The 12,476-nt window shown below is 39.4% G+C and carries 14 protein-coding genes and 1 pseudogene; 6 read left to right on the forward strand and 9 right to left on the reverse strand.

Going from position 1 to position 12,476, the window contains the following annotated elements; translation table 11 throughout:
• Nucleotides 1–2: 2 nt before the first annotated feature.
• Complete coding sequence (locus QNH10_RS08575) at nucleotides 3–1,352, reverse strand: MFS transporter (protein ID WP_283734255.1); 1,350 nt, start codon at nucleotides 1,350–1,352, stop codon at nucleotides 3–5.
• 277 nt (nucleotides 1,353–1,629) lie between these two features.
• On the opposite strand from QNH10_RS08575, the gene QNH10_RS08580 reads away from it, so the two are divergent.
• The 3 genes from QNH10_RS08580 (at nucleotide 1,630) to QNH10_RS08590 (ending at nucleotide 4,699) form a co-directional block, all read left to right on the forward strand.
• A complete protein-coding gene (locus QNH10_RS08580) occupies nucleotides 1,630–2,742 on the forward strand; it encodes an RNA-guided endonuclease TnpB family protein (protein ID WP_283734256.1) in 1,113 nt (370 codons plus the stop codon).
• 219 nt (nucleotides 2,743–2,961) lie between these two features.
• Complete coding sequence (locus QNH10_RS08585) at nucleotides 2,962–3,936, forward strand: ABC transporter ATP-binding protein (protein ID WP_283734257.1); 975 nt, start codon at nucleotides 2,962–2,964, stop codon at nucleotides 3,934–3,936.
• Nucleotides 3,923–4,699 carry an ABC transporter permease gene (locus QNH10_RS08590; protein WP_283734258.1) on the forward strand — a complete coding sequence of 259 codons (777 nt, stop codon included), beginning with the start codon at nucleotides 3,923–3,925 and terminating at the stop codon, nucleotides 4,697–4,699. Before QNH10_RS08585 ends, QNH10_RS08590 begins: the two co-directional genes overlap by 14 nt.
• 180 nt (nucleotides 4,700–4,879) lie before the next feature.
• Here the strand turns inward: QNH10_RS08590 and QNH10_RS08595 are convergent, their stop codons facing one another.
• The 5 genes from QNH10_RS08595 to QNH10_RS21100 form a co-directional block, all read right to left on the reverse strand.
• Entirely contained in the window at nucleotides 4,880–5,068 is a 189-nt protein-coding gene (locus QNH10_RS08595; protein ID WP_283734259.1) for a hypothetical protein, read from the reverse strand.
• A gap of 326 nt (nucleotides 5,069–5,394) precedes the next feature.
• Entirely contained in the window at nucleotides 5,395–5,832 is a 438-nt protein-coding gene (locus QNH10_RS08600; protein ID WP_283734260.1) for a hypothetical protein, read from the reverse strand.
• A 2-nt stretch (nucleotides 5,833–5,834) separates the two neighbouring features.
• Nucleotides 5,835–6,902 carry a hypothetical protein gene (locus tag QNH10_RS08605; RefSeq protein ID WP_283734261.1) on the reverse strand — a complete coding sequence of 356 codons (1,068 nt, stop codon included), beginning with the start codon at nucleotides 6,900–6,902 and terminating at the stop codon, nucleotides 5,835–5,837.
• Nucleotides 6,895–7,404 (reverse strand): sigma-70 family RNA polymerase sigma factor, encoded by a 510-nt coding sequence (locus QNH10_RS08610; protein WP_283734262.1) that lies wholly within the window; start codon nucleotides 7,402–7,404, stop codon nucleotides 6,895–6,897. The genes QNH10_RS08605 and QNH10_RS08610 overlap by 8 nt, the downstream gene beginning before the upstream one ends.
• A 117-nt stretch (nucleotides 7,405–7,521) precedes the next feature.
• The gene (locus QNH10_RS21100) at nucleotides 7,522–8,142 is read right to left on the reverse strand and encodes a Pr6Pr family membrane protein (protein ID WP_381428218.1); all 621 of its coding nucleotides are present in this window, start codon (nucleotides 8,140–8,142) and stop codon (nucleotides 7,522–7,524) included.
• A gap of 165 nt (nucleotides 8,143–8,307) precedes the next feature.
• Between QNH10_RS21100 and QNH10_RS08615 the strand changes: the two genes are divergently transcribed.
• From QNH10_RS08615 to QNH10_RS08625, 3 genes are all read left to right on the forward strand, one after another.
• Nucleotides 8,308–8,790 (forward strand): hypothetical protein, encoded by a 483-nt coding sequence (locus QNH10_RS08615; protein ID WP_283734263.1) that lies wholly within the window; start codon nucleotides 8,308–8,310, stop codon nucleotides 8,788–8,790.
• Between the two features lie 8 nt (nucleotides 8,791–8,798).
• Complete coding sequence (locus tag QNH10_RS08620; protein WP_283734264.1) at nucleotides 8,799–9,176, forward strand: GNAT family N-acetyltransferase; 378 nt, start codon at nucleotides 8,799–8,801, stop codon at nucleotides 9,174–9,176.
• A gap of 106 nt (nucleotides 9,177–9,282) precedes the next feature.
• On the forward strand, nucleotides 9,283–9,513 hold the full coding sequence (locus QNH10_RS08625) for a hexameric tyrosine-coordinated heme protein (protein WP_283734265.1): 231 nt from the start codon (nucleotides 9,283–9,285) through the stop codon (nucleotides 9,511–9,513).
• Nucleotides 9,514–9,661: 148 nt separating this feature from the next.
• On the opposite strand, the gene QNH10_RS08630 is transcribed toward QNH10_RS08625, so the two are convergent.
• The 3 genes and pseudogenes from QNH10_RS08630 to QNH10_RS08640 form a co-directional block, all read right to left on the reverse strand.
• Nucleotides 9,662–10,060, reverse strand: coding sequence for a hypothetical protein (locus QNH10_RS08630; RefSeq protein ID WP_283734266.1), 399 nt, complete (start codon nucleotides 10,058–10,060; stop codon nucleotides 9,662–9,664).
• A 400-nt stretch (nucleotides 10,061–10,460) separates the two neighbouring features.
• A pseudogene (locus QNH10_RS08635) lies at nucleotides 10,461–10,934 on the reverse strand (hypothetical protein); the annotation flags it as partial.
• 965 nt (nucleotides 10,935–11,899) lie between these two features.
• The gene (locus QNH10_RS08640) at nucleotides 11,900–12,388 is read right to left on the reverse strand and encodes a GNAT family N-acetyltransferase (protein ID WP_283734267.1); all 489 of its coding nucleotides are present in this window, start codon (nucleotides 12,386–12,388) and stop codon (nucleotides 11,900–11,902) included.
• Between the last annotated feature and the right edge of the window lie 88 nt (nucleotides 12,389–12,476).

A 12,476-nucleotide genomic window follows, 5' to 3' on the forward strand; every position in this document is an offset into this window, starting at 1 on the left:
AGTTAACCTATTTTTTTCTTCTCGTGCACTGTGACAAAGAGCATGCCTGGGATTAACACTATGGCAACAACTGAAAGTACAATTGCCATCATACTCATATTTCCTACGTTCATTCCTGTAGCAAACGCCACTCCATAAATACTTGAAGCCAAAATATTTCCGATAAACCTCGACGTCATTAGAAGTCCAGACGCGATTCCGCTTTCCTCAACACGAATAAATTTATACAACAAGTTTTGCAGTCCGATATTCTGAATCCCATTACTGATCCCCGTAACCGCAAGCACAACTCCAATCCAGACTAATGGAGATTGATCCTTAACGGTAAATAACAAAATCACACCGACTAATCCGACGAGTACACTAGTCAGCAATGGAATTCGAAATCCTGCCCGCTCCATCCACCTAGTAGCAATCGGTGTCATAATCATTGCGAATATGGAAAGCGACAGCATCGCGATTCCAGCCATTTGAGAGCTTGCGCCTAACACAGTTTGGATAAATGTCGGGAAGCTTAACAGCACTGCAAAGAAGATGACGGTTGAAAGAATATACTGACCAAAGATCACTGCGATATTCAAGTTCTTCCGGAAGAAGTTAACGTTGATAAATGGTTCATCTTTACCTTTCTCATACATGTAGAAAATAACCGTTAGGACAATCGAGAGTATCAATGTTCCGATTTGAACACGTTGCTCGAGTCCAAGTAAGAAGATCATCCAACATGTAATAAATGAACTAAATAACAAGATTCCTATTCCATCTAACTTATATGATGTAGCCTTGTTTTTCTGATCTTTTGGGATAAAGATTAATGTTAATACAATACCGATTGCGAGGATCGGCAAGTTCACATAAAAAATAACCGGCCAGCCACCAAACTGACTGAGCATTCCTCCGATAGTGGGTCCGAAAGCAGCAGACGTTGTAGCAAAAACTGCTAATGTCCCAATCACACGGTTTTGATTGTGCTGAATGGTGTTTCGGATAATCCCAACTCCAGCTGGAAAGAGTGCAGAGGTACCAATTGCTTGAATTCCCCGTGCAACAAGTAACATTGGCAAGTTGGGGGATAACGGTGCAAGAATGGATGACACCACAACTAATCCAAGTCCAATTAAAAAGATTAATTTCCTTCCATAAATATCACTCAATTTCCCAATTAAAGGTGTGAAAATCGCACTAATAATGAAATAAGAAGCAATTAACCATGAAATATTAGTGGAGCTCAACTGGAAGTCCTTTTGAATTGCTGGCAATGCGACTGTAATCATTGTCGTATTTAATGGATTTAGAATAACGCCTAACGACACAGCTAATATGATAAATTTATCATTTTTCCTTACTGTCATTCAGATATCTCCTTCATATGTAAAGTACTCCTCATAAATCTTAGCACAACAACGTCCTTAGCCGGCGTACTTGTATTTTTCAAAAAATGAAGTGTATTAAATTCCATCTCTAAAAAACTTTTAACAATTCTCCGAAAGAAGTCTCCCTCTTCAAGCGTGTGAAGGGTGAAGCCCAACGGTAAGAGGGAGATGAATTTCGGTTGGCGATAGCCAACACCTCTTTTGATTGGTATAATAGGAACAGGTATTCCTAATCTTCTGAAATGTGGTGATTTGAGTGGCAAATAAAGCATACAAATTTCGAATCTACCCGACAAAGGAACAAGAAGACTTTTTGGTCAAGACTTTTGGATGTGTTCGATTTGTCTACAATAAAATGCTCGCGGAACGCAAGGAAACCTATGAAAAACTCAAAGATAACATGACATTACTGAAGAAACAGAAGATTCCGACGCCCGCCAAATATAAGAAAGAATTTGAGTGGCTCAAGGAGGTTGATAGCCTGGCACTCGCTAACGCCCAGTTGAATCTGCAAACAGCGTTTTCCAATTTCTTCTCAGGCAAGACTAAGTACCCGAAATTCAAGAATCGTAAGTCAAGGCAATCCTACACGACAAACATGGTCAACGGAAACATCAAGATTCTGGATGCCCACATCAAACTACCGAAACTTACACCCCTTAGAATGAAACAGCATCGCGAAATCCCTTCACATCATGTTATCAAGTCATGCACAATTTCCCGTTCTTCCACAGGGAAATACCATATTTCCATACTCACAGAATATGAACACAAGCCCAAGAAAAAAGAAATCAAGCAAGTAGTCGGATTAGACTTTGCCATGGACGGCCTGTTTGTCGAAAGTGAAGAGGGTAAGAAAGCCAATTACCCACAGTTCTATCGACGAGCAGAAGAGAAACTGGCGAAAGAACAACGGATATTATCAAAGAAAACAAAGGGTTCTTCTCGATGGGAAAAACAGCGTATTAGGGTTGCCAAACTCCACGAAAAAGTGGCAAACCAACGAAGGGATTTTCTGCATAAACAATCCTGGCGACTGGCAAATCAATATGACTGTGTTGTCATCGAAGACCTCAATATGAAAGAGATGTCACAAGCCCTGCGTTTCGGTAAAAGCGTTGCCGACAACGGATGGGGTATGTTCAGCACGTTCCTTGAATACAAACTAAAAGATCAGGGCAAGCGTTTCCTCAAAATCGATAAATGGTTTCCATCGTCTAAGATGTGTTCGGATTGCGGAAATGTGAAGGCCGCCCTATCCCTTTCGGAACGAACATACTCCTGTGAGTGCGGGTTCGTGTCTGATCGGGATTGGAATGCCGCCATAAACATCAAAAATGAAGGCAAGCTGATCATAGGTTTGTCCTAAACAAAAAAACTCTTGGTCCAAGAGGGTTAGCTCGGTCATTTTTCGTTGGCTAACAGAAGCAACGATAAGTCGAGAAGCCCCACTTCAAACGCGAAGCGTTAAGTGGTGGGTAGGTTCACTTCAATATTTAGTAGAATGAGTATGTTTAAAGCAGGGAAATAATAGAGTCATGTAGAAGTTGAGTAGTGTAGGTATTTTTTGGTAGAAAGGATGCTTGTCATGGAACCAATTATTGAGGCTCGAAATTTAATGAAATCTTATAAAAAGCGAAAGTCGAAGGAATACATTCAAGCGGTTAATGACATTTCTTTTACAGTGAATAAAGGCGAAATTCTTGGGTTACTAGGGCCTAACGGTGCTGGGAAGACCACGACCATTAAAATGATTTGTGGTTTACTCATTCCTGATGCTGGAACCATTACGATTAACGGGATGGACAATCGCGAGAAACGCCTCGGGGCATTGCGGCATATTAGTGCAGTGTTGGAAGGGAATCGGAATTTGTACTGGCGATTGACGGTTCGGGAAAATCTTGAGTATTTTGCTGGGAACCGAGGTGCTTCACGAAAAGATGTTGCTCATCAAATCGAAGTCTTGTTAACAAGCTTTCATTTAAAAGAGAAGGAAAATGAACTCGTCAATCGGCTTTCACGTGGCATGCAGCAAAAACTTGCGATTGCCGTCGCAATGCTTGCGGATAGTGATGTCATATTATTGGATGAACCAACTCTTGGATTGGACGTGGAAACAGGGTATGAAGTGCGCGAATTGTTACGAACGATTGTCGATGAATACAACCGAACCATCATCATTAGCTCGCATGACATGAACGTCATTCAAGAATTATGTGATCGAACAGTAATCATTAATGACGGTAGAGTCATTGTAGACGATAAAGTGGAAAATTTAATGAAGCTATTTGAAGTTCGTGCCTATTCAATAACAATCGGGGACGCTTTGAGTGAGCACCAACAAAAATTGTTGCAACAAAAATTCCCGGACTATACTTATGTTGCAGATTCCATGCAGCCTATTATCCAAATTCATCTGACGAAAAGCGATGAAATTTACGAGTTATTTGACATGCTCAAAATGGGAGGAACTTCGGTCGAATCGATTGACCGCGATACGATCAATTTCGAACAAATCTTTATGAAAATCGTGAAAGGGGAAAAAGAATATGTATTGGGCTAACCTCCTGAAGGCAAATGTTCGGAAAGAATATATCGAGTTGAAACGGTATTTGCCAAATACACTTGCAATGGTTTTTACGTTTTACTTCATTTTTTTAGGAATGTTTACCGGAATTCAGTTGATTGGCGATCCGAATATGCAAGAGGCAAACATCCAATATGCGATCGTCAACTATATATTTTGGTTTTTAGCGATGATGGTGATGAACAGTGTCGGATGGACGATAACGAACGAAGCTATGCGCGGAACGCTTGAACAACTTTACATGTCTCCAATGGGTGTCTGGCGAATTATGGCGACACGACTCATTGCAACAACAGTCATATACTTTTTTATTATTGTCGGGTTGCTCTACTTATCAATGGCGACAACGGGTCAATGGTTAAATATAGACGTCATTTCCATTATGCCCATCCTTATCTTAACGCTCATTAGCATGTTTGGTGTAGGGTTCATGATTGCGGGAATTTCTATACTCGTGAAGCAAGTAGGAGCATTTTTACAAATACTGCAATTTATTTTAGCGGCTCTAACATTTATTCCGTTAACAGTGGCACCATTTTTTGCGTTTCTTCCATTTGTAAAAGGCGTAGATCTTGTCCGCCAAGTGATGATTCACGGTTACTCATTAAGTCAGTTTACAGTGGTGGATTTTTTAATTCTTGGATTTAATGCGATTGTGTATCTTACATTAGGCCTTCTATTTTTCATTTATTGTGAACGAATTGCTATGAAAAAGGATTGCTTGCGCATTATTAAGTGAAGATGGGGAGAGAGGTTTCATGTATTCCATCATGTCTTTTACTAGTAAATAAAAAGGCTTTACTTCTATTTGAAGTAAAGCAGAGTTCAATATTCAATATGTTAAGAAAAAAGAGCAGTCCATTGATTTAAAATGAAAGCATCCCGTTAGTCGAGGACACTAAACTTCTTATGTAGTATGTTAATGCACAATGGAAGATCTTTCTTGTTCTTCTTCGAATTCATCTAATACGAAATCGATAAATCGATCAAGGTAAAGCTGTACGCCTAATTTCGCGACTGCTGAAACGTTCTTCCCATTCATTTCTGCGACAAGTTTGAGTTTCTTCATTTCGTAATCATTTAGAGTGACAGTGACATTTGTTTTCATGCATTAAACTCCTTTATTATTCCCTTACACAGGGATGTAGGGATTCTATATCAATTATCAACACTTGGGAAGCAATTTGCAATGGTAATTAAACGTAATGGCGATTATCCTGCTTCTTTACCTCTACGTGGCAGGGGAAAGAGAGTTTTATAAATAAGAAAACGGGCCTAGTCAGCCCGTCTTTTTTTCCAACCTCCCCCCCATCGCTGTTGTTTTATTGTATGCACGTTTACATCTATTGACTGGCATCCATATCCCTTAACGATGGGCGGCAATGAAAAAAAGGTAACGGCCCTGTGGACACGCCGCGGAACCGTTACTGCCCTTCAATCTATTTTATTATCCAACGTCTTCACCCATTCACTATCATTCCAAATGTCCGGATTGTCAACCGTCACATTATCACCACGCACCATGAAGTCATACGTATCTTTTCCACCTGTGTACCAATCAACGATGACTAACTTACCATTTACATTACGGATAAGAAATTCAGTACCTTCCCCATATCCGCCGCCATGATATTTAGTAATCGCAACAGGCAAGCTCAAGTAGAGAAATCCGCCGTCCTCATCATCCGTAAATTTCGCTTCCCAATCGTCTCTAATCTCAATATGTTTCACCTTATCATTAAAATGTCCGTACTTATCATGTTGGGATTGCACTTTCGTTTCGATATATTGTTTCAGGTTTTCATTTTCAATAAATCGTTCCAAGTCAATCGCCGTACCGTTCCATACGGCTTTATAATAGTCAGTGAGCACTCTCACACCCATTTCATAAGCCGTTTCGATATCCTCTTCAGATAATATCTCTCATGTTTAGCTACATATTCGGGCTCATTGTTAGACCCAAGTCTTTCCCATTCCTTCACCTTCTCGTAAACAACTGGATTTCCTTCGGTTGCGACAGGGAAGGACAATGCATCGTAAACCACTCTTATTTTCATTCCAGAAACAATCCCTTCCAAAGAATCATCGATTAGAAAGTAGGAGGCTGAATTATGCTTGATCAGTACATCTACCCATAACTCCGCATCATCCATGAATTCATTTGTTACAAGGACTCGGTCACCCTCAATGGAGGCAACTGTCCCTTCATGTTCTTCGTACTTTACAGTCATGTCGAAAGATGGAATCGACTTTTGTTCCATGAAATCGGCTATGACATGTTCGTTTTTATTCTTGAATAAACCAAGCACTTCGCCCCTCGTTATAGGATCTTCCGGAAGATGTTGAACGAGCCAGTTGTTGGCGGCCTCAGCTTGGACTGTCCACTTTTGCAGGACGTTGAAATACTCATCATACGAAATACCGAACTTGAAATACTCATCATACGATATACCGAACATATTCTCTTGTGTTTTGAGGATACTATTCTTTTTATCTTCGCCTTCTTTATCCAAATCCGCATAGAAACCATCGCGCTGTTCAGCCACCTTTTTATCGATTGCTTCCATGTCTTCCCTGTACCCATTCGTTTTGGCATAATCAATCAAAGCGTCAATTTGCAACATGGTCTGCAAGGTAGCCTGCCTCATCTCGTCACTAACCTCGCCTCCATCTCCATTGCCAACCACTTCTTTCCTCAGCATAAAGTCATAGATCAGTTCATTAATGTCATAATCTTCTTCATCCGCAGTGGAGAAACTGTCCTGTAGCACATTGAATGCAAAAAACAGTACGGCTGCCGCAACAAGAGCAGTGATGGCCGCTGGCAGCGGATTCCGCTTTTTATGTTTGCGCTTGCCGCTAATAATCCGTTGTTTCACTTCATCCATGTCTTCCGAAGTAAACCCGGACACGGCATCTAAGCTCTTCTTCACTTCATTCATTGGAAAGCACCTCCCAATCTTCAGATCTCAGTTTTTCCCTCAATAACTTCCGCGCCTTCACCATTCGTGCCTTCACGGTGTTTTCGGACAACCCTAAAAAAGCGGCGATTTCTTTGATTTTATAACCTTCGTAGTAATAAAAAATGAGAACCTCCCGATATTTCAGAGGCAACTTCATAATCGAAATGGCAAGTTCCGTTCGTTCTTCTTTTAAAACAAGCGGATCCTGTTGCCTATGTATCGTCTCTACCCAATCATCAGTAAACAGCAAATTTCGAAACGACCAGCTACGCAGATGGTCCTTACATCGGTTGACGGTCAGTTTTGTAAGATACGCGCGCAACGTACCCCGTTCCTCATAGTTTGTTGATGCATTAAAGGAAATGAAGACTTCCTGCACGATATCCTTCGCCAACTCGCGATCTCGCACATAAAAGAACGCCATTTTCAATAAATGCTCGCCATGCGCATTCATGATCTTTGCCAATTCATCCTGATCCATGTCATCACCGCCTCTTCATAATGTTAACGGAGCTCAAGAGGAAAAGGTTGTCAAAATTGCAATTTAGGGAAAAAAAGAACCCAAACCAATGATGGTTTAGGTTCCTTCGCAATGTGTTCAAGATGATGAAGTGGCTGTATTTAACGTTTTGAAGTGAAGAAATATCCTATTTAAGAGGATCAATACAATGCCCAAAATAATATAAACGCACAAATACGCGATTATGAACACCGCCACATTTGCATAACTTCCAACACCCTCCGGAATTACTCCAGTAGGATTCAGAAAGAAATAAGGATAAAAACCATCAACCAATCCACGTAACAATGAAACAACACAATAAAGCAAAGGGAAGAGCATCCACAAGAAGATATGCTTATAGCTAAATTTTTTCTTGACCTCAAAAACGATCCAATTCATAAATACAAAGATTGGCAGTAAGTAATGAAGGGTAAAGTTCGTGATAATCCGAGTCCCAACATATTCTCCTCCGCTTGCAAGGAGGAAATGATAAGTGGTAATGACGATGAACATATAAATGATAGAGCAATTCTTAAAGAAATCCAATAAGGGAGTCAGGTGCTGCTTTCTTGATCTTATTGCGAAAACACTCAGTAAGAAAGTGACCGATACAAGAAGGTTCGATTGTATGGTGAATTTTGTTATCGAGATCCAAGGAGCAGGAGAATAGACGATATGTAAGATAACACTGAGGAACCCTATGAAAGAGGTGATCATATGAAAAACTAACTTTACGTTGTAATTGATCACGATGACATTCCTCCTTACCGCTCGTTACTTGAACAAGACAATATTTTACACTTCGCTTAAACTATACTATTATTCTGTTAATAGTTCAAAGAAGATCGTTACAATACCAAGAAAAATAGAGGGGGTTAATAAATGAGTAAACCCGTAATTCGAACTTATAAAGATTCAAGTGATTTAATACGGATGCAGAAACTTACACAAGCCATATGGTCACTTGAATCGAATTACCATATTGGCGATTTGGCATGGCAACGCTATCGACACGCCGGGCGCGAGGATGAATGGATTACTGCAATCTGGGAAGTGGAGGATAAACCAGTGGCATGGGGATGGGCAAAACTACCGGACAGTTTAATGGTTCAAGTTGACCCTGATTTCGGTGAATTAGCCAAGGATGTCATTGATTGGTTTGATAAAATAACGGAAATCAATGAACAAAAGGTAATCGTTCTTGAAACGGAGTCTCACCTTATTTCAGCCCTAAAAGATTCCCGATTCAAAATAGTAGAAGAAACTCCCGAAGTACTTGCAAAAGTTTCATTGGAAGATGGTCCTTTATCTATTAATTTGCCAGATGGATTTAAAGCGCGACATCTTTTGGGGAGGGGGATGTAACAAAACGTGTGGCAATTCAAAAGGCTGCCTTCCCGCATTCAAGAGTCACGGAAGAAAGCTACCGGAATGTCATGAATGCCTATCCATACGATTCTTCTCTTGATTGGGTAATAGAATCCCCTGATGGTGAGTTCGCAGCATGTTGTTTAATTTGGTTTGATGAAGTAAATAAGGTCGGTTTACTGGAGCCAGTGGGGGCGGATCCGAAATTTTGGAGAATGGGGTTAGGCAGTTCCGTTTGTAAGCTTGCTCTCAATGCCTTGCGTGATAAGGGGGCAACCACTGCCGTTGTTGTTTGTACTTCCCCTAAAACACATGCATTTTACAAGTCTATCGGATTCGAACCATTTGCAGAAACAAGATCATTTCATCGGGTTAAATTTTAGGTTCCTGTGTGATGGCGGCAATGGTTAGTGGTTTTCGGAGTGTAAAACAATCAATCATCGGTTTGCATACGATAACATTAGAATCTGTGCAAAGGAAGTGAAAGACATGCCGAACGACCAGCTGCAAACGCTGCGCACAAAAAATCCGGAAGAAGGTTATCAATTAGCAGTTAAGCTTGCGCAAAAGGGGATAGTACTTACACAACCTTCTGAAGAAATCAGAAAAATGTTGCGTCCTGTTTATTCAACAAATGCGGATAGCTTAATAGCAACCTCACAAGTTGTCGCCATACATTTCCAAACTGTTGCTTTTGCCAATAACTATTGGAATCAGTAAATAGTAAGTGTTTGTTAAGAAAGCTATTTAAAAAATAAATAAAAGATTTATAGATAATAAACAGCCATTGGAATTTTGCTATTCAGTGCACCCCAAAAGTTAGAGTCAAATCTAACTTTTAGGGTGCACTTCACATTCACGGCAGGATTCAGTAATCGGCTTCCCAATACCGATCCTGTTTCATGTCGTCCACGATTCGTTCGAAAAAAGGAATCATGTCCCCAGATTTTTCCCTCCAATGAAAAATAACATGTAAGGCGGCATTTGAATCTCCGGTACCATGGCTTGTACACGGGTAAACGATAGTCTGATAGGGAGTGTGTTCCTTCCCAAAGTATACACTCTTGCGATGGAGCACCTTAACAATCCAATGGGTTCCATAGGCGTATTCCGTTCCAAAGCCGTCTTTGTGAACCATGTCGCTCTTACCTATCTCGACGATTTCGTATGCTATACACTTTTCCCCCTTACGCTTTTGCGCCTGCCTTTGTGCTTGCCGCAAGAGGTGATATCGAGTACCCACCTTCTTCTTTTGCCTTTTATTCATGCTAATTCACCCCTAAATGGTTATCGCTTATTCAATGTATGGATTTAGAAGGGAATGGTTTCGGATTAATTTCTTGATGGTGATAGGGAAGGGATGTTGTTGTGAAGGTACCTGTGCACCACACAATCGTGAATATTCATCAAAAATGTATAAAATGTAATTGTGAATGGCTTACTTATGGTCCTTTCGTAATCATTTGTTGTATAATTACCCATAACGGTGAATTGTCATAAAAGCATCGCGCACAGGTACCTTTACAATTAAAACTGTCAAGATATATATAGTATCGGGACTAAAGCCAAGCTAGGAACCTATAACGCTAATTTATTCGATGCGAAAGTTGAGTAATTATTAATAACTACTTTCTCACTAAATATTTGTTTTTAACATGATCCCTTCTTCAATTAGTCTGCACAGCCGTAATTTTGCAAATTGAAATTGCAATTCTAAATATATCAGCATTTATTGGTAAAGTTCCTAACACTATGCCAAGACCCGTTTGTTCCACGTTAAAATTCATTGCAATAGAACCATTACTTACTAAAATATTCACTGTAGAACCAATAAGTGTATTCAGCAATTGTCTAATTGGTCGTTCACGACAATCACATTCGCACCCAGAATTAACAGGGGGCAACAAGTTGATAGTAGGTCCTGGTGGTAAAAATGCCACCGCTATTATATCAGATATATTTACCACATAGGTATTCACTCCATCTGTCACAGTAACTAAAAAATCATTCACTTTAGTAATAGTGACTAAATAAAAGAAAGGAAGTGTATTTGGTTGGTCTGCAATAGTGGCAAGAATTACACTTTGCCCAACAAGTTGTTGTAAGACGGACTGAAGTGGAGAAACACAACAGTCACAAAGACTCAAACAAGGTGGGTTTTCAGGAGGACAGCCACTATTAAGTGCTGTGTAAGTAACCGGTGGGCAACATCCGAAAGTTTCTATTTTAGCGATTTTCTTTTTTTCGGACATAATTTCACCTCCTCATTTCTTTTATAATATGTGTTTAAGAAATAATAGATTGTGTTAAAAACCTACACAAGTTCTTATTGAACAAACCTGCCCCGTTAGTTGAAGAACGTCATTTCATAATCTTCAATATATTTTAACATAGATTTCTCTTCTTCCTTCTATATCTATCGTTCCAAAATCCAATCAGCAAGTGATTAAACAAGCGAATTAGCAAAGGCACATAAATTTATGTGCTCTTGTTAATCCCTGTGCTAATTGCGGTTCCAGTTCGTCTATATAAATCTTCTAAACGTTGAAATAACAACAAAAATGGGGACATCAATTCATATGCGAATTGTGTCCCCAAATGCTGTGTTATTTATTGTTTTCTCCCTATCAACCGAACCCGTTACCCTCAAAGGTTGGCTTTTTACGTTGTTCTATTTCCTGTATTTCTGTCATTTTGAATATATAAATGAAGATAGTGGTATTTCACCATTCCCCTATGTGCCAAAAGAAAAAAGCAACCACCCTCCGCTAACGACCAAGTAAGCAGGGTAGTTACTTTCTGTAAAAAAATCCTTATTACTGGCCAACCGCTCTTCATGCGGAATGTCAGTTGCATTGACCGGATATTAGAGCATCTGGTCTTTTCTTAATATATGCTCATTTTACCTCAACCAAACGGAGTTTGCATATTTTTACTTAATTCATTCATCTTCAGGACCTAACATTCTTTACCCTGAAGGCCATCACCTAACAATCTATATGCATACTATTTATAGAACATCTCAACAATGGCGGCATGCAAAAATCAAAGGGTTAAAACTGTATATATTTTCACGCTAAAATATCGTATAAAGCGTCGTAGTTAATTAAACCTTAAATGTTTGAATTAGACATAGCTCATCATCAATTAGGTCTTGTCTTTCTTGAATTTCAATATTTAATCCATTATAAACTTTTTTCCAAAATGCAACCGCTCGCTTATTTTCAACAACTTGCATGACAAAATATTGCCCTGGTTTATCTTCAAGAAATTTTCTTACAACCTGCACAGCCAATCCTTTACCTTTGTACTTATTAAGTATGAACAAGTCATTTATTCCAAAATCATTGCTTTTTTTCAAGAATGGACGCTCTAATAGTAATATAAAACCGATAATTTTATCATCCAACATTATAAAATAGGGCGATAATCCATCTACTTCCCAGAATTTATCCAATTCCTCAAAATGAAAAACACCATCTTCTGCAATATCCAAATTCGTGGTGAAATTCGAAAGCTCGTGAAGATACAATGAGTAAAAGTTACGCAAGATAGATTTTTCCGATTCCAAAACTTCTTGAAGTTTAACAGTCATCGTACAATACCCCTTAACTTTTTTCTATATTATAGCATATGAACAGCCGTAATTTTAAAATATTCGGACAATATAACTTGGAGATGAA

The sequence above is a fragment of the Sporosarcina thermotolerans genome (assembly GCF_030067815.1).
In the GTDB taxonomy this organism is placed as follows: Bacteria; Bacillota; Bacilli; order Bacillales_A; family Planococcaceae; genus Sporosarcina; species Sporosarcina thermotolerans.

Bases quoted from the DNA above. Each gene is read 5' to 3' on its own strand.
- QNH10_RS08575 (WP_283734255.1), bottom strand. From the start codon at position 1,352: ATGACAGTAAGGAAAAATGATAAATTTATCATATTAGCTGTGTCGTTA.
- QNH10_RS08585 (WP_283734257.1), top strand. From the start codon at position 2,962: ATGGAACCAATTATTGAGGCTCGAAATTTAATGAAATCTTATAAAAAG.
- QNH10_RS08590 (WP_283734258.1), top strand. From the start codon at position 3,923: ATGTATTGGGCTAACCTCCTGAAGGCAAATGTTCGGAAAGAATATATC.
- QNH10_RS08595 (WP_283734259.1), bottom strand. From the start codon at position 5,068: ATGAAAACAAATGTCACTGTCACTCTAAATGATTACGAAATGAAGAAA.
- QNH10_RS08605 (WP_283734261.1), bottom strand. From the start codon at position 6,902: ATGAATGAAGTGAAGAAGAGCTTAGATGCCGTGTCCGGGTTTACTTCG.
- QNH10_RS08610 (WP_283734262.1), bottom strand. From the start codon at position 7,404: ATGGATCAGGATGAATTGGCAAAGATCATGAATGCGCATGGCGAGCAT.
- QNH10_RS21100 (WP_381428218.1), bottom strand. From the start codon at position 8,142: ATGATCACCTCTTTCATAGGGTTCCTCAGTGTTATCTTACATATCGTC.
- QNH10_RS08615 (WP_283734263.1), top strand. From the start codon at position 8,308: ATGAGTAAACCCGTAATTCGAACTTATAAAGATTCAAGTGATTTAATA.
- QNH10_RS08625 (WP_283734265.1), top strand. From the start codon at position 9,283: ATGCCGAACGACCAGCTGCAAACGCTGCGCACAAAAAATCCGGAAGAA.
- QNH10_RS08630 (WP_283734266.1), bottom strand. From the start codon at position 10,060: ATGAATAAAAGGCAAAAGAAGAAGGTGGGTACTCGATATCACCTCTTG.
- QNH10_RS08640 (WP_283734267.1), bottom strand. From the start codon at position 12,388: ATGACTGTTAAACTTCAAGAAGTTTTGGAATCGGAAAAATCTATCTTG.